General features: G+C 69.5%; 14 protein-coding genes. 4 read left to right on the forward strand and 10 right to left on the reverse strand.

Translation table 11 applies throughout. The features are described 5' to 3' along the window. Nucleotides 1-191: 191 nt before the first annotated feature. Nucleotides 192-1,583, forward strand: a complete 1,392-nt coding sequence (locus tag ACYVBN_RS13785) for an NAD(P)-dependent malic enzyme (RefSeq protein WP_460601023.1) — start codon at nt 192-194, stop codon at nt 1,581-1,583. Nucleotides 1,584-1,599: 16 nt separating this feature from the next. Here the strand turns inward: ACYVBN_RS13785 and ACYVBN_RS13790 are convergent, their stop codons facing one another. From ACYVBN_RS13790 to ACYVBN_RS13805, 4 genes are read right to left on the reverse strand one after another with little or no spacing between them, the layout of a single operon-like run. Then, on the reverse strand, nt 1,600-3,144 hold the full coding sequence (locus tag ACYVBN_RS13790) for a glycoside hydrolase family 3 protein (RefSeq protein ID WP_460601024.1): 1,545 nt from the start codon (nt 3,142-3,144) through the stop codon (nt 1,600-1,602). After that, nucleotides 3,141-3,965: a carbohydrate ABC transporter permease gene (locus tag ACYVBN_RS13795; RefSeq protein WP_460601025.1), complete on the reverse strand. Its 825-nt coding sequence runs from the start codon at nt 3,963-3,965 to the stop codon at nt 3,141-3,143. Before ACYVBN_RS13795 ends, ACYVBN_RS13790 begins: the two co-directional genes overlap by 4 nt. Then, entirely contained in the window at nt 3,965-4,876 is a 912-nt protein-coding gene (locus ACYVBN_RS13800) for a carbohydrate ABC transporter permease (protein ID WP_460601026.1), read from the reverse strand. Before ACYVBN_RS13800 ends, ACYVBN_RS13795 begins: the two co-directional genes overlap by 1 nt. A gap of 57 nt (nt 4,877-4,933) precedes the next feature. Then, nucleotides 4,934-6,247 carry a sugar ABC transporter substrate-binding protein gene (locus ACYVBN_RS13805; protein ID WP_460601027.1) on the reverse strand — a complete coding sequence of 438 codons (1,314 nt, stop codon included), beginning with the start codon at nt 6,245-6,247 and terminating at the stop codon, nt 4,934-4,936. A gap of 164 nt (nt 6,248-6,411) precedes the next feature. Between ACYVBN_RS13805 and ACYVBN_RS13810 the strand changes: the two genes are divergently transcribed. Both ACYVBN_RS13810 and ACYVBN_RS13815 read left to right on the forward strand, forming a co-directional pair. After that, nucleotides 6,412-6,768 (forward strand): GntR family transcriptional regulator, encoded by a 357-nt coding sequence (locus ACYVBN_RS13810; protein WP_460601028.1) that lies wholly within the window; start codon nt 6,412-6,414, stop codon nt 6,766-6,768. 140 nt (nt 6,769-6,908) lie between these two features. Then, nucleotides 6,909-7,055, forward strand: coding sequence for a hypothetical protein (locus ACYVBN_RS13815; RefSeq protein ID WP_440282405.1), 147 nt, complete (start codon nt 6,909-6,911; stop codon nt 7,053-7,055). Between the two features lie 15 nt (nt 7,056-7,070). Here the strand turns inward: ACYVBN_RS13815 and ACYVBN_RS13820 are convergent, their stop codons facing one another. The 6 genes from ACYVBN_RS13820 to aceB all read right to left on the reverse strand — a co-directional run bounded on the left by ACYVBN_RS13820 (nt 7,071) and on the right by aceB (nt 15,358). Next, nucleotides 7,071-8,315 (reverse strand): acyl-CoA dehydrogenase family protein, encoded by a 1,245-nt coding sequence (locus ACYVBN_RS13820; RefSeq protein ID WP_460601029.1) that lies wholly within the window; start codon nt 8,313-8,315, stop codon nt 7,071-7,073. A 49-nt stretch (nt 8,316-8,364) separates the two neighbouring features. Continuing rightward, nucleotides 8,365-9,702 carry an acyl-CoA dehydrogenase family protein gene (locus ACYVBN_RS13825; RefSeq protein WP_460601030.1) on the reverse strand — a complete coding sequence of 446 codons (1,338 nt, stop codon included), beginning with the start codon at nt 9,700-9,702 and terminating at the stop codon, nt 8,365-8,367. Nucleotides 9,703-9,803: 101 nt separating this feature from the next. Next, entirely contained in the window at nt 9,804-11,111 is a 1,308-nt protein-coding gene (locus ACYVBN_RS13830; RefSeq protein ID WP_460601031.1) for a (Fe-S)-binding protein, read from the reverse strand. Further along, on the reverse strand, nt 11,111-12,277 hold the full coding sequence (locus tag ACYVBN_RS13835) for an FAD-binding oxidoreductase (protein WP_460601032.1): 1,167 nt from the start codon (nt 12,275-12,277) through the stop codon (nt 11,111-11,113). Before ACYVBN_RS13835 ends, ACYVBN_RS13830 begins: the two co-directional genes overlap by 1 nt. 1 nt (nt 12,278) lies before the next feature. Continuing rightward, entirely contained in the window at nt 12,279-13,751 is a 1,473-nt protein-coding gene (locus ACYVBN_RS13840) for an FAD-binding oxidoreductase (RefSeq protein ID WP_460601033.1), read from the reverse strand. A gap of 5 nt (nt 13,752-13,756) precedes the next feature. After that, a complete protein-coding gene (gene aceB / locus ACYVBN_RS13845; RefSeq protein WP_460601034.1) occupies nt 13,757-15,358 on the reverse strand; it encodes a malate synthase in 1,602 nt (533 codons plus the stop codon). 230 nt (nt 15,359-15,588) lie between these two features. On the opposite strand from aceB, the gene ACYVBN_RS13850 reads away from it, so the two are divergent. Continuing rightward, nucleotides 15,589-16,830, forward strand: a complete 1,242-nt coding sequence (locus ACYVBN_RS13850; protein WP_460601035.1) for an MFS transporter — start codon at nt 15,589-15,591, stop codon at nt 16,828-16,830. Nucleotides 16,831-16,861: the final 31 nt, after the last annotated feature.

Consider the following 16,861-nt stretch of genomic DNA (forward strand, 5'->3'; position numbering starts at 1 on the left):
CGGTGGCCTTCCTTCAAATTCCGTAATATGGAATGAAAATATCGAATAATGAAAGTGTGCCAAGATGGGTCACATCCCGTCAAGGGTGCTGTCCGCATTGCCGTCGCGTCCACGTCCGATGTGGAGGCATGCGGCATACTGCGACGAAATTCCGGCGGCGCCGCCGTCATCGCGACAGAACGGAGAGGTTCATGACTCACACCAGCCCCGGATACTCGGTGACCCTGCGCGTCGGTCTCACCCCGGGACGACGCACCGCGAGCGACCTGGCATCGGCGGTCGCCGCCGCGGGCGCCTCGGTGACCGCGCTGGACGTGACGGAGTCGACGCCCGACGGCCTGGTGGTGGACGTCACCTGCGACACGGCGGATGAACATCACGCGGAGCGCATTCGCGAATCGCTCGTCGACGCAGGCGGATACGACGTCCGCAAGGTCAGTGACCGGACGTTCCTGATGCATATCGGCGGCAAGCTGTCGGTGGAGCCGAAGGTCGAGCTGCGCACCCGTGACGACCTGTCGCGCGCCTATACCCCGGGTGTGGCACGTGTCTGTATGGCGATCGCGAACAACCCGGAGGACGCCCGCCGGCTGACCGTCAAGCGCAACACCGTCGCGGTGGTGACCGACGGCACCGCGGTCCTGGGACTCGGCGACATCGGCCCCGAGGCCGCGTTGCCGGTGATGGAGGGCAAGGCCGCGCTCTTCAAGCAGTTCGCGAACGTCGACGCCTGGCCGGTCTGCCTGGCCACGACCGATTCCGATGAGATCGTCTCCATCGTCAAGGCGCTCGCTCCGGTCTACGGCGGCGTCAACCTGGAGGACATCTCCGCGCCCCGCTGTTTCGAGATCGAGCGGCGGCTGCGGGAGGAGTTGGACATCCCGGTCTTCCACGACGACCAGCACGGCACCGCGATCGTGGTGCTGGCCGCGCTGATCAATGCCCTGCGCGTGGTGAACAAGAAGATCGAGGACGTGCGGATCGTCGTGTCGGGTGTCGGCGCTGCCGGCCACGCGATCATCAAGCTGCTGGGTGCACAGGGTGCCTCCGACATCGTCGGCTGCAGCCGCGTGGGGGCGATCCACCGCGGCGAGAGCTACCAGGACGAGCACCGGCAGTGGATCGCCGAGCACACCAATCCTCGCGATGTGACCGGCACGCTGGCCGAGGCGCTGGTCGGCGCCGACGTGTTCATCGGGGTCTCCGGACCGAACATCCTGGGGGAGAAGGAAATCGCCGCGATGGCCGAGGACTCGATCGTCTTCGCGCTGGCCAACCCGGACCCGGAGATCCCGGCCGCGGAAGCCGCCAAGCACGCCGCCGTCGTCGCGACCGGACGCAGCGATTTCCCCAATCAGATCAACAATGTGCTGGCGTTCCCGGGCCTCTTCCGCGGACTGCTGGACGCCTCGGCACACAAGATCAGCACCGAGTTGTTGGTCGCCGCCGCGCGCGCGATCGCCGACTCGGTCGGGCCGGACGAGCTCAACGCCAGTTACATCGTCCCGAGCGTCTTCGACGCCGCCGTCGCACCCGCGGTGGCTGACGCGGTCCGCCGGACGGTCGAGTCGCACCGCGCGTGAGCGCGGCGAAAGTCGTTCAGCGGCGCAGCAACTCGGCGACCGCGGCAGCGGTTGGCAGGCTGTCGCCGAAGGTCCACAGCACGCGGCGGGCGCCGGACAACTCCTCGGTGCCGTCGGCGTAGCCGACGACGACGACCAGTGCGTCCGGGTTGCGCTGCAGACAGCGCTGCAACTGCTCGTCCTCGGCGCGGTCCTGGCCGGGCGAACCGGTCACCACGACGTCGGCGGTCGGAAGATCCGGGCGCACGGTCAACGCGGCCGGGCCGTCGGCGGCGTCGGCGTGCCCCTCGACCGCGTCGGGCAGCACGAAGGCGGACGTCAGGCAAGAACCGGGCGCGGAGTCGAGCACCGCGCCGACGGTGAGCGCAGGCAGTGCGCCTGCGGCGACGTTGCGCCGGCGTCGGACGTCGACCACCTGCAGCGGAGTCGCCGGCAGGCAGATCGTGCCGCGGGTGGCCAGGGCCCGCCGGGCCACGGACTGGTCGGCCGCGCCGTCGGGCTGCGAAGCCGTGGGGCCGGTCCCGGGTCGCGTGCGCTGCCAGTCGCGCAGCGCACGGACGCGATGCGCAGCTTCCTCGAGCCGCGCGACGGACAGACGGCCCTCCGCCACGGCAGCCGAGAGGGCGGAATGCGCCTCGGTGAAGATCCGCTCGTCCTTGTCCGGGCGGTCGGCTCCGAGCACCGGATTGCCCAGGCCCAACAGGTCTGCGCCCGCGAGGACCGCCTGCACGCACCCCTCGCCGAGGCCGATGGTGTTGCTGATGGCTCCCATGTCCAGGGCATCGGTCATGACGACGCCGCCGAAACCGAGTTCGTCGCGCAGCATCGACAGGACGGCCGGACTGATCGTGGCCGGCCGGGACGGGTCGAGCGCGGGCACGATGACGTGGGCGGTCATCACGCACCGGACACCCGCGCGCACGGCGGCGGCGAACGGTGCCAGCTCTCGCTCGCGCAGGAGTTCCAGCGGTGCGTCGACGCGTGGCAGGCCGACGTGCGAGTCCACCGCTGTGTCACCGTGTCCGGGGAAATGCTTGGCCGTGGCGGCGACACCGACGGATTGCAGGCCTTCGGCATACGCCACCGCGTGCCGGGAGACCAGCGGCGCGGTGGACCCGAAGGACCGTACGCCGATGACCGGGTTGTCCGGGTTGCTGTTGACGTCCACGACCGGTGCCAGGTCGATGTCGATGCCTGACGCGCGCAGGTCGGCACCGATCGCGGCGCCCACGGCGCGCGTGGCGTCGGCGTCGTCGACCCGGCCGAGCATGGCAGCGCCGACGTGGGGCGAGCCACCACGCGCGCCGAGCCGGCTGACGATGCCGCCCTCCTCGTCAGTGGCGACGAGCACCTCGCCCAGCTCGTGCAGCTGCCGAGACAGCTGCGCGGTCGTTGCGACATCACCGATGTTGTGGCTGAAGTAGACGACGCCGCCGAGCCCGCGCTGCACGGCGTCGGCCAGCCAGCGCGGCGGCCGTTGCGCCCCGGCGAATCCCGGCTGCAGGACGCCGTGGAGCAGTCGGTCGACCGAGGGGTCGGTTCCCGTGCGGGGGCGGTTCATTTGACGGCGCCGGACACGAGACCGGCGCCCAGGCGCCGCTGGGCGAGCACGAAGACGATCACGACGGGCAGCGTAACCACGGTGGAGGCCGCCATGAGGCCGCCCCAGTCATTCGTGTGCGCGGTCGAGAAGTGCTGGAGGCCGACCCCGACCGTCAGCACGCTGTCCTTGGCGAGGAAGGTGTTGGCGAACATGAACTCCTCCCAGGCCATCACGAAGGAGAACGCCGAGGTGGCCACCAGGCCCGGCACCACCAGCGGCAGCAGGATGGACCGGAACATCCGCCACCAGCCGCAGCCGTCGAGGTAGGCCGCCTCCTCCAGTTCGCGGGGGACTGCCGCCACGAAGCCGCGCAGGTTCCAGATGGCGAACGGCAGTGAGAACGCGATGTAGACGAGGATCAGCCCGAGCAGCGAGTTGAGCATCCGCCAGTCCTTCATCTGCAGGAACAGCGGTATGACGAGAGCCTCGGCCGGCAGCATCTGCACCACCAGGATGAGCACCAGCATGGTGGACCGGAACCGGAAGCGGAACCGCGCCATCGCCACGGCGCCCAGCAGCGCCAGCGCCCCGGAGATCACCACGACCGCGACGGTGACGATGGCGGAGTTGAGCAGGTAACGGCCGAAGTGGTTCTGCGTGAACACCCGGATGAAGTTGTCGAAGGTGACGTGTTCGGGCACCAAGTTGTCCGTGCCGGAACCGTTGCGGGCGTTGAACGCCGTGCTGAGCATGAAGTAGACGGGGAACAGTGTGAACAGCAGCAGCGCGACGACGGCGATCGTCTTGCCGATCGGGCGCAGGGGTGAGTTGGTCCGCATCAGGCGTCCTCCTCCTTGAACAGCACACGCAGGTAGATCAGCGTGATCACCAGCAGCACGATCGTGAGCAGCACGGCGATCGCCGCACCGAGGCCGTACTTGGTCTGGTTGATCGACGACACGTAGGACCAGACGCCGAGATTGAACACGTCGGGGTTGCTGCCGTCACCGCCGGGCAGCAGATAGATCTGAGTGAAGACCTTGAAGTCCCAGATCGTCGACAGGATGGTCACCACCGCGAACACCGGCCGCAGCAACGGCACCGTGATCGACCAGAACCGCCGCCACGACGACGCACCATCGATCTTCGCTGCTTCGTGCAGTTCGGTCGGCACGGTGAGCATGCCGGCGAAGAGGGTGACCGCCACGAAGGGGAAGCTGTGGTGCACGACATTGAGCAGCACGATCCCGTAGAACGACCAGCGGTCGGTGAACCAGTTGTGCCCCTCGGGGCCGATCAGCCCGAGCCATTCCAGCCCGTGCTTCACCACCCCGTCGTCCGGCGCGAAGATCCACGTCCACACATAGGTGTCCGAGACGGCGGGAATGGCCCACGCGATGAGGATCGAGCCGATGACCAGCGCTCGCACCTTCGGGCCGACATTGACCAGCAGCAACGCCACCAGGGTGCCGAGCACGATGGTGGACAGGACCGCGAGTGCAGCGAACACGACGGTGTTGGGCAGGATCGTGGTCCACAGGTAGGACGCGGGCAGCCCCGGCGCCCCGGAGAAGATCTGTTCGTAGTTGCCGAAGCCGATATTGACCGGGTGCCCGCTGATCACCTCGCGCAGGTTGTAACGCTGGAAGGACAGCACCGTGACCCGGACGATCGGGTAGAGGAGCAGTCCGGCGATGACGATCAGCGGGCCGGCCAGCAGCAGCCAGGGTCGTGACTTGGAAGAGGGCACGTATCGGGTTTCTTCAGAGGACGGACGGTGGGCGGTCGGCGACTGATCGGTCGCGGGTCAGCTCTGGGCGTTGAGCGTGGAGGTGATCGCCGCCGACGCCTTCGTGGTGGCGGACTCGACCGAGGTGCCGGTCAGGATCGACTGCAGCATCGCGGTGATCGTCTTGTTGCCCTCCACGGTGCCCCACTGCGGTGCACTCGGCACGTTGCGGCCACCCTTGAGCATCGCGGTCGCGAACGGTGCGACGAGCGTGTCGGGGCTGTCGACATACGGCTGCAGAGCGGTCTTCGTGGTCGGGAAGTAGCCGGTCTGGTCGGCCCAGGTCTTGGCCAGCGTGCCGGTGGTCATCAGTTGGATGAACTTCCAGGCCAGGTCCTTCTTCTTGCTGGTGGCCATCACCGACAGGTTGGAGCCACCGAGGAACGCCGGTGCGACACCCCCGTCCTTGCCCGGGATCGCGAACGCGCCGATCTTGCCCTTGAGGTCCGGGTTCTGCTCGAGGGCGGTCTTGGGCGTCCAGTTGCCCTGGATGACCATCGCCGCCTTGTTCTTTGCGAAGGCATCCAGCAGGTCGGTCTCCTTCCATGTCGAGGCCGCGGTGGTCGACGATCCGTCCTTGAGTGCCAGCCCGGTGTAGAACTTCAGGCCCTCCTGCGAGGCCGTCGAATCCAGCGCACCCTTCCACGTGTTGCCGGACTTGGTGGCGAAGTCGCCTCCCGCGCCCCAGATGAACGGCGCTGCGGCGTACTGCGAACCGCCGGCGATCGGCATCGCCGCCATCTTCGGCTCCTTGGCCTTCAGCGTCGTGACGGCGTGCTCCAGTTCCGCCCAGTTGGTCGGCACCTTGATGCCGTCCTTGGCGAAGACGTCCTTGCGGTAGACGATGCCACGCACGCCGGCGTACCAGCCGACGCCGTACTGCTTGCCGTCGTACGTCGCCGAGTCCTTCAACGCCTTGAGCTCGTCCTTGCCCATGCCGGAGGCGTCGACCTGCTGGGTGATGTCGGCCAGACCGCCCGCAGCCGCGAACTCCGGCGTCCAGGTCGTGCCGATCTCGGACACGTCGGGGCCGCCACCGCCGGCGAAGGACCGCACCAGCCGGTCATGGGCATCGGCCCACTCGACCTCCTGGATGTTGAGCGTGGCTCCGGTCTCCTTCGTGAACTCCTTCTTGACGGCGGCGTAGAACTTCGAGGAGTCCGGGTTGGTGCCCTTCATGACCCAGAAGGTCAGGGACTTCGCGCTGCCGCCCTGGGTGGTGTCACCGCTGCCGCCGCCCGAAGCGCTGGAGCCGCCACTGTCGCCGCAGCCGGCGAGGGCGAGGGTGAGGGCGGTGACGGACGCGAGGGCCGCAGCTGTGCTGGTGCGCATGGTTCTCCTTGGTGACGGACGGGGCGGACCGCAAACAGTGCGACCCTACGGAAACTTCGATACGTACGTGCAGAGTAGAGGAAAATTGTTTCCGTCGGTCCCGCGGCGTCGTCCCGGGACCGCGTGTCGCACCGTGGGACGGCCGGAGGCGGTTCGATGGGCTCATGATGACGATCGATCACGACGGACCGGTGCCGCCGTTCCAGCAGATCTGCGCGGATGTCGCGGCGCGCATCGAGACCGGCGAGCTGACCGTGGGTGAGCGGTTGCCGTCGGTGCGGAGCCTCGCGGCCGAGTTGGGAGTCGCACCCGGCACGGTCGCCAAGGCCTACACCGAGCTGGAGGGCGCCGGTCTGGTCGAGGCGATGGGACGCTCGGGCACCCGGGTCGCCGCCGGCGCCGGCGGCACCCGGGCGCTGGCGGCCTCGGCAGCCGCCGAGTTCGCCATCCGGGTGCGCCGGCTGGGTCTGGACACCGACGAACTGCTGCGCATCGTGCGCGCGCACCTGGACCGGACGTGAGCTGAACACACCTGGGATCGCGCCGATCCGGGTGTGCTCGAAATCACCACACGCCGAGTGGAGGGCCGGTCTTCGGCGAGATAAAATTTCGATAACGAAGAATTCGTTCTCGAAGAACAAGTCTCAAAGGAGAGACCAGCATGACCGCCCTGGCCCGTGCCATCCGTGATCGCCGTGAGAACGCCCGTAGCCGGCGGGCGCTGATGGCGGCGATCCACAACGCATCCACCCAGAGCGCACGCGACGATCTGGTGATGGCCATGCAGCGCGCGAACAGCGCGCGCTGACCCCCGCCGGCGGGCCTACTTCAGCTCGCCGGAACTGAGCTCGAGCAGCCGCCGGGCGACGACGAGCAGCTGGATCTGTTGGGTGCCCTCGAAGATGTCCAGGATCTTGCTGTCCCGCGCCCACTTCTCCAGCAGCTCGGTCTCGGCGTATCCCGTTGCGCCACAGAGCTGCACGCAGCTGAGCGCGACCTCCACGCACGTGCGGCCCGCCTTCGCCTTGGCCATCGACGCCTGCATGGAGTTGGGCTTGCCGTTGTCGGCCATCCAGGCGGCGCGCAGCGTGAGCAGGTATGCCGACTCGTAGTCGGCCTCCATCTGCAGCAGGCGCGCGGCGGCATACGGCTGGGTGTGGAGCGGGGCCGCGGGATCTGGCGTCACGCCGGCCTTCCCGAGCAGCTCGGTGGCCAGGTCGAGACTGGCGCGGGTCAGGCCGACCGCCATGGCGGCGACCAGCGGCCGGGTGTTGTCGAAGGTCTGCATCGCGCCGCCGAAGCCGCCTTCGGTGCGGATCTCCGGGTCGCCGAGAAGGTCCTGCGCCGGCACCCGGCAGTCGTCCAGCGAGAAGGCGGCCGTGTCCGACGCGCGGATGCCCAGCTTGTGCTCCAGGCGGACCAGCTTCAGGCCGGGGTTGTCCCGGCGCACGACGAAGGACTTGATCGCGCGCTTGCCGAGCGATCGGTCCAGCGTCGCCCAGACGACGACCAGCTCGGCGCGCTCGCCACTGGTGACGAAGATCTTCTCGCCGTTCAGGACGTATTCGTCGCCGTCCTTGGTGGCGGTGGTGCGGATGGCTCCGGAGTCCGAGCCGGTGTCGGGCTCGGTGATCGCCATGGCGGCCCACTTGCTGCCGTAGCGCTGCTTCTGCTCGTCGTTCGCGACGGCCGCGATCGCGGCGTTGCCCAGGCCCTGGCGGGGCAACGACAGCGTCAGGCCCACGTCGCCGCGACAGGTCTGCATGATCGACAGCACGGACGACAGGTTGGAGCCGTTGACCGTCTGCGTGCTCCTGCCGGCCCGCGAGCCGGCCCCCACGCCGGCCGGCTCGGCGGAGCCGCCGCTGGTGGTGCGTGCGCCGGCGCCCTGGGAGGCCCCGGAGTCGGACAGGCCGTCGATGACGGCGGACATCAGGTCGAGCTCGCGCGGGTACTCGTGCTCGGCGCGGTCGTACTTGCGGCTGATGGGACGGAAGACCTCGTCGGCGAGACCGGACGCCTGCTTGACGAGCGGAACGAACTTCTTCGGGATCTCGAGATTGATCATGGGCGGAATCCTTTGCGGCGAAGGGGTTTCGGAGCGTATGGCGGCGGCGCTAGACCTGCAGCACACCTTCCATGAGTCCGGCGCCCCGCAGGTCGCGGAACCAGCGCTCGTTGTCGAACTCCTTGACGAAGCCGTGGCCGCCGAGCAACTGCACGCCGTCGGATCCGATCTGGGCACAGTGTTTCTCGGTCAGCGCCCGGGCGTGGGCGATCTGCTCCGAGGCGTCCAGGCCGCGGTCGAGGCGCGACGCCGCGCGCCATACGACCAAGCGCAGTCCGTCCAACTCGATGGCGATGTTCGCGACCGTGAAGGCGACCGCCTGACGGTGCGCGATCGGTTCGCCGAAGGCCTTGCGCTCCTTGGTGTAGGTCTTCACCTGGTCCAGCACAGCCTGCGCGGTGCCGACGGCCGCCGCGGCCCACGCGAGGCGGGCCCGGCCGACGGCGTCGGCGTGATCGGCGGTGGTGCCGAGCAGGTTGGTGAGCGGGACCTGGGCGCCCTCCAGGTGCAGAGTGCCGGTGTGCGAGGCGCGGATGCCCATCGCCGGGTCGTCGGAGACGGTCACGCCGTCGGTGGCCGGCGGCACGATGACCAGGCGCGGCTCGCCGTCGACGGACGCCGAGACGATGAACAGATCGGCCGAGGCGGCGCCGGGTACCAGGACCTTCGTGCCGTCCAGGACGAGCGAGCTGCCCTCGCGGCGGCCGGTCGTCCGCGGCGCGGCCGGGTCGAAGAGCGGTTGCGGCTCCATCAGGGCCAGCGCGCCGGTGGCAGGCGCCTTCTCGTCGGTGAACGCCTCGAGATAGGTGGCCTGCTGATCCGAGTCGCCGTAGTTCACAAGGCAATTCGCCACCGCAGCGGCCGACATGATCGAGACGGCGAGGCCCATATCGCCGTGCCCGAGCTCCTCCAGCACGAGGGCACTGGTGACCGCGGAGGCCTCCTCGGCGACCCCGCCGAGCTCGGCCGGGACGGCCAGCAGCGTCATACCCATTTGCGCGGCCTGCTCGCGCACCGCGTCCGGCACGGTGCGGTCCGTGTCGGCCTGGGACGCCGCCGGCCGCAGCACCTCGTCCGCGAGTTCGCGGGCCGCCTCGCGGAGCATCTCCTGGTCGTCGCCGGGCGTCAGGTCGAACTGCACACGCGGTGTCGCCGGCTTGCTGCGGGTCGGTGCGCCCGAACCGGTCCTGGCGGTGAAGGCCCGGCCGGCGGCCACCTGCGCGCGGAAGCCCTGCCGGGCGCCCCGGTAGAGGACCTTCTCGACCTTCGCACGCAGCGCGGGATTCTTCATCGCCTCGAGTCCGCCCGCGCGGGTGATCAGACGCATGCCGAAGTTCTGGCCGCGGTCGGCCAGGGGCGGCTTGGAGTGCGGGTGACTACTGTTCATGTAACTTACGGTACCGGATAAAACCGTTCACGGGTGTGCGGCACGAGGTCGCGGAACGCGGTGTCGTGCGGAGGTGCGCCTAGTCGGGGAGCGCAGGTGAATCAGCGCAGCAGTGCCTCGACGGGGACACCGCGGATGGAGGCGTCGAGCACCGTTGCGGTGTGCGCCATCGGAATCGGGGAGCCCAGCTTCTCCAGCGCGTTCGCGATCTGCATGAGACAGCCGGGATTGGCCGTGACGATCAGATCCGGCTTCATCGCGAGGATGTTGCGCGCCTTGGCCTCGCCCAGCTCGCCGGCGGTCTGTGGATGCAGGATGTTGTAGACCCCCGCCGAGCCGCAGCAGATCGCCGCGTCCGGGATCTCGACGATCTCCAGCCCGGGGATCTCCCGCAGCAGCTCCCGCGGCTGCGAGCGCACTCCTTGGGCATGGCCCAGGTGGCAGGCGTCGTGGTAGGCGACACGCAGCGGGAGCGGGTGCCGGGTCGCGACGGTCCCCAGCTCGGTCAGCACTTCGCTGAGGTCACGCACGCCGGCCGCGAAGACAGTGGCGGATCCGGCCGTGGCGGCGTCGTCCTCCGCGGCGAACAGGGCGCCGTAGTCCTTCATCGCGCTGCCGCAGCCGGCGGCGTTGACCACCACGGTGTCGAGCTGCGGCGCGGCGGCGAAGGTGGCCATCGTCTGCCGCGCGAAGTCCTGCGCTTCGGGTTCGCGGCCGGAATGACTGCTCAGGGCACCGCAGCAGCCCTGCCCGGGCGGTATGACGACGCGGCAACCCTCGGCGGCGAGCACCCGCGCCGTGGCGGCGTTGACATCGGAGAAGAAGACGTCCTGCACGCACCCGGTCAGCAATCCCACGACCGCGCGTTCGGCGCCCGCCGCCGGGACCTCGCTCGGCAGCTTCTCCGGCGGACCGAGCTTCGGGGTGAGTCGCTCCATGGCCGCCAGGCCGGGAAGGAAGCGGTCGAGCACCCGGGTGCGGCGCAGCGCCCGGTCGAGCCCGAGACGCTGGGCGACCCGCAGCGGACCGCGCAGTTTGCGCAACCGGTCCGGATAGGGGAAGAGGCTGAATATCGTTCTGCGCAGCGCCTTCTCGGCCGGCGTGCGTTCGTGGTGACGCTCGACCTGCGCGCGTGTCTGCTCCAGCAACCGGTCGTACTGCACACCGCTGGGGCAGGCGGTCACGCACGACATACAACCCAGGCAGGCGTCGAAGTGCTCCACCATCTGCTCGGTGAGCACGCTGCCCTCGAGTCCGGCCTGCATCAGGTGGATCCGGCCGCGTGGCGAGTCCATCTCCTCGCCCCACAACCGGTAGGTCGGACAGGTCGGCAGGCAGAAGCCGCAGTGCACGCAGTCGGCGATGAGCTCCTGCGACGGCGGGTTGTGGGCGTCGAAAGCGCTGGACATCAGATCCCTCCCACGAAGCTGCCCGGGGCCAGCAGGCGCTCGGGATCGAATTGTGCCTTGAGCCGGCGCATGACCGGGAGTCCGTTGACCGGACCCCACACATCGACGTTGCTGCGCACCTCGCGCGGGCCGGCCAGCACCACCACGGCTCCGCCGGCACGTGATACGAGCGGGCGCAGGGTCCGCAGCATGCCGGCGACGGCCGCGGCGGAGGTCTCCGCCGGTGCGGCGGCATACAGCACGCCGGTGCCGGCCGAGCCACGCACATGCAGTCCGAGATCCGTTGCTGCCGCAGCGGTCTCGGCGACCGCACCCAGCCGGGAGGTGATCTTGAAAATCGTCTGCGAGCCGTCGTGTGCACCGGGGTAGTGCCACGGCCAGTCCAGCTCCGCATCGACATGGGTGTCGGCGCCGAGGGTGGCGCGCGCCTGCTCGACCCGTCCTGGCACGCCTTCGGCGGTGCCCTCGAGCAGGACCGCGACCGTGGGTGATTCGCCCGGTCGCCAGTCCAGTTCGAGTGCTGCCGGCGCCAGCTGCGTGTGGCACAACGGTGCCAGCACGGACTCCATGGCGCCGGCCTCGATGCGCGTGTGTACCCACGCTCCGGCGGCGGGGACCGGATGCAGCCGGAAGGTCACCTCGGTGATCACGGCGAGGGTCCCGAAGGACCCGACCAGCAACTTGCCCAGGTCGTATCCGGCGACGTTCTTGACGACCTTCCCGCCGGACCGGGCGATGGTGCCGTCGGCCAGCACGAGGGTCACGCCGATCAGCAGGTCGCGAGCGGTGCCGGTGTGCAACCGTCGTGGTCCGCTGGTGTTGGTGGCGACGACTCCGCCCAGCGTGCTGCCGGCGACCGGTTCGTCGATGGACAGCCGTTGTCCGGCGGGAGCGAGCTGGGTCTGCAGGTCGTGCAACGCCATTCCGGCCTGGGCCCGCACGATGAGGTCACCGGGCTGGTGCTCCAGCAGCTGCGGCATCCCGCTCAGGTCGAGCACGACGTCGGCTTCGGCGCCGACGCCTCCGAAGGCGTGCTTCGTGCCATGTCCGCGCACCGCCACGATCTTGCCCGCGCGGTGCGCCTGTGCGAGCGACTCGGCAACCTGCGCGGTGTTCGTCGGCCGGTCGGTCGGCCGGTTGGCCGGCTCGGTTCGGACGTCGGTCATCTCAGAAGACCTCCCCGAGACCGGCTGCGTGCACCGGGTGCGCCGCGCTGCGCTTGCCCGGCACCTCACCGCACAACCGGGGCGTCGGGAAGACCTTGCCCGGGTTGGAGATCCCGGTCGGGTCGAACGCGCACCGCACGAGCTGCATGGTGTCCAGGTCCTGCGCGGAGAACATCTTCGGCATGTGCTTGGCCTTGTCGGCGCCGACGCCGTGCTCGCCGGTGATCGAGCCGCCGTGCTCCAGGCACAGGTCGAGTATGGCGCCCGAGGCGTCCTCGGCCGCATCGCCCTGACCGGGCACGCGCTCGTCGAACAGGACCAGCGGGTGCAGGTTGCCGTCGCCGGCATGGAAGACGTTGGCGACCCGGACACCGCGTTCGGCGGCGAGGGCCGTCATCGCGCGCAGCACCTCCGGCAGTGCAGTGCGCGGTATGACGCCGTCCTGGACGATGTAGTCGGGACTGATCCGGCCGACCGCGGCGAAGGCGGACTTGCGCCCCCGCCAGATCGCTTGGCGCTCCACGTCGTCCGCGGCGACCCGGATCTCGAAGGCTCCGGCGTCGCGGCAGTGCGCCTCGGCGGCGGCGAGCTCGGCGGCCACCTCGTGGTCCGGCCCGTCCAGCTCCACGACCAACACGGCTCCGGCGCCCGCCGGGTAGTTGCAGGCCACCGCGGCCTCGGCCGCCTCGATCGCCAGCGCGTCCATCATCTCGATCGCGGCCGGGACGATGCCGGCGCCGATGATCGCCGACACCGCGGCGCCGGCGGAGTCGGTGTCCGCGAATCCGGCGAGGAAGGTCTCCACGGCCGACGGGGCGCGGGTCAGCCGGACGGTCACCGACGTCGCGACACCGAGCGTGCCCTCCGAGCCGACGAAGGCGCCGAGGACGTCATACCCGGGCGCATCCGGTGCCGTGCTCCCGAGGGTGGTGCGTTCGCCGTCGGGCAGCACGACGTCCGCGGCCACCACGTGCGTGGCGGTGAAGCCGTACTTCAGGCAGTGGGCGCCGCCGGAGTTCTCGGCGACGTTGCCGCCGATGCTGCAGACCTGCTGGCTGGACGGGTCGGGTGCGAAGTAATAGCCCTCGGGCCGGGTACGCGCCGAGATGTCCAGGTTGATGACCCCGGGGTCGACCACGGCGCGCTGGTCACGCGCCGAAACGCTTCGGATCTCACGGAATCCGCTCATCACGATCAGCACGCCGTCGGCGTGGGGGAGCGCCCCACCGGACAGCCCGGTGCCCGAGCCGCGCGCCACGAACGGCACGCCGTGTGCGGCACAGGCGCGCACCGCCTGTTGCACGTCATCGGCGGTGCGGGCGAGCACCACCAGCGCAGGGGTCACCCGATAGTGCAGCAGGCCGTCGCAGTCGTAGGTGGCCAGTCGGGTCGGGTCGTCGATGATGCTGCCGGACGCAAGCGCCGACCGCAGCTGTGCGGTGACGGCTGCGATCGGCGCTCGGGTTGCGGACATCGGGATCAGGGCATCCGGGCGTAGGCGGGCAGGGTGAGGAAGTCGGCGTAGTCGTCCGCCACGGCGACCTCCAGGAACGTCGCCTTGGCGTCCTCGTAGTCGGCCGCGTCGCCGGGCAGGTCGGCGATGACCTCGTCGACCAGCCGCAGCACCATCTCCTTGGTGACCTGTTCGCCGGTGTCGGCGAGCCGCACGTCGTTCTGGATCTGCTGCCAGATCTGCGAGCGGCTGATCTCGGCGGTGGCGGCGTCCTCCATCAGGTTGTAGATGCCGACGGCGCCGCGGCCGGCCAGCCACGACTTGAGGTACTGCAGCGCGACGTCGATGTTGCTGCGCAGCCCCGCGGCGGTGACCTCGCCGGGGGTGGACTTGACGTCCAGCAGCTGGGTGGCGCGCACGTCCGCGGCCGGCACCTTGTCGATCTGGTTGGGCCGGTCGCCCAGCACCTCGGTGAAGACCGACTTGCAGGTCTCGACCATCCCGGGGTGCGCGACCCACGAGCCGTCGAAGCCGTCGCCGGCCTCGCGCGACTTGTCGGCGGTGACCTTCTCGTAGGCCGCCTTGTTGACCGACTCGTCCTTGCTGGGGATGAACGCCGCCATACCGCCGATCGCCGAAGCGCCGCGACGGTGGCAGGTGTTGACCAGCAGCTGGGTGTAGGCCCGCATGAAGGGGACCGTCATACCGACCGAGTTGCGGTCCGGGACGATGTAGTCGGCGCCGCGGGTGCGGTAGGTCTTGATGACCGAGAAGAGGTAGTCCCAGCGGCCGGCGTTGAGGCCGGAGGAGTGGTCCCGCAACTCGTAGAGGATCTCCTCCATCTCGAACGCGGCCGGCAGCGTCTCGATCAGGCAGGTCGCCCGGATGGTCCCCTGCGGTATGCCGAGGCGGTCCTGCGCGATGACGAAGGCGTCGTTCCACAGCCGGGCTTCCCGGTGGCTCTCCATCTTGGGCAGGTAGAAGTAGGGGCCCTTGCCGCGGTCCAGCTGCTTCTGGGCGCACGCGGCGAAGTAGAGCGCGAAGTCGACCAGCGACCCGGAGGTCTCCTCACCGTCGACCAGGATGTGCTTCTCCGGCATGTGCCAGCCGCGCGGCCGCACGATGATCGTGGGCTGCTGCTCCGGCGGGACGAGCTTGTACTCCTTGCCCTCGGGGCTGGTGAAGTCGATGGTCCCGTCGAGCGCGTCCTTGAGGTTGAGCGGCCCCTCGACGACGTTCTCCCACAGTGGGGTGTTGGCGTCCTCCTGGTCGGCCAGCCAGGCCTTCGCCCCGGAGTTGAGCGCGTTGATCGTCATCTTGCGGTCGGTGGGGCCGGTCATCTCCACCCGGCGGTCCTCGAGCCCGGGCGCCAGCGGCGCGACCTTCCAGTCGGGGTCCTCACGCACCGCGCGGGTCTCCTCCAGGAAGTCCAGGTCCTTGCCGGAGGCGACGTCGGCGACCCGCTGTTGCCGTGCCTCGAGGGCCTCCAGGCGGCGGGAGTTCAGCGCGCGGTGCAGCTCGGCGATCAGCTCCAACGCGGTGGGGCTGAGGATCTCGTCATACCTCGATCTGATCGGGCCAGTGACTTTCACGCCGTCGGGCAGGTTCGGCGCGGTCGTGTCGGACATTGGTGCAACCTCCACAATGTGATGTGAAACTTTCGCATGTCGGAATTTTCTGGCTCGCTATGCAGAGCCTAGCGTGCGCTTCGCGGGTGGGTGTGCTGACCCCGTGGACTGCCGCGAATGCTCGCGCGCCGGTGGGTCAATGGCCCTCCCGTGCGCCGGGCGGTGGTGAATCCGGTCACGTACGGTCGATCTACTCGCGAGTAACCGTCGTGACGCGGAACGCTGGTCCGGTGACGTCACCCGCTACCGCATCGCCCCCATCCTCCGGCGCTGCCGACGCCCCGCCGGAAGCCCGGATCCGCATCGCGCTGTTCGCGCTCGCGCTGGGCGGCTTCGCCATCGGGACCACCGAATTCGTCACGATGGGATTGCTGCCGCAGATCGCCGACGGCGTCCACATCAGCATTCCGACCGCGGGCCATGTCGTGTCGGCATACGCGCTCGGTGTCGTGGTCGGCGCTCCGCTGGTCGCGATGCTCGCCGCAGGTTTGCGCCGCAAGGTCGTGCTGGTCGCCCTGATGGTGGCGTTCGCGATCGGCAACCTCGGCTCGGCGCTGGCGCCCAGTTACGGCACCCTGCTCGTCGCGCGATTCGTCAGCGGCCTGCCCCACGGTGCGTTCTTCGGCATCGGGTCGGTGGTCGCCGCCTCGCTGGTGCCGATCCACCGGCGTACCGCCGCGGTCGCGATGATGCTCGCCGGCCTGACGGTCGCTAACGTCGTGGGCGTGCCGCTCGCCACCCTGCTCGGGCAGCATCTGGGATGGCAATGGCCCTATGTCTTCGTGGGATTCGTGGCCCTGGTGACCGTGGTCGCCGTGCTGGCATGGGTGCCCATGCAGCCGGCGGACGGGGCGGCCTCGGCCCGCTCCGAGCTCAGCGCGCTGGCCCGCCCGCAGGTGTGGTTGACGCTCGGCGTGGGGACCGTCGGGTTCGGCGGGATGTTCGCGACCTTCTCCTACATCACGCCGACGATGACCCACCTGTCCGGCTTCCAGGACGCCGCGGTGCCGCTCATCCTGGTCGTGTACGGCGTCGGTATGACGATCGGGACGATGCTGTCCGGTCGGGTCGCGGCATACGGGATGTTGCGCGGGATGATCGCGATGCTGGCGGCGATCGCGGTGTTGTTGGCGCTCTTCGGACCGATGGCCCACGCCCGCCCGACCGCAGTCGTGGGTGTCTTCCTGCTCGGCATGCTCCCTTCGGTGCTGGTGCCGTTGCTGCAGACCCGGCTGATGGATGTGGCACAGGAGGGCCAGTCGCTGGCGGCGGCGCTGAACCACTCGACACTCAACATCGCCAACGCGTTGGGGGCGTGGCTGGGCAGTGTCGTGCTCGCCCACGGTCTGGGTTATGAGTGGCCCAGTCGGGTCGGCGCGCTGCTGGCGGTCGCCGGCATCGCGATCGCCGCGATCAGCGCGGTGCTGGCGCGGCGCGAAGCGAGCGGCCGGACCCGGGCCACGACGGCCTGAACGTCGGTTCGGATCCGGCCCGACCGCATGG

It is taken from the genome of Flexivirga lutea (assembly GCF_054778955.1).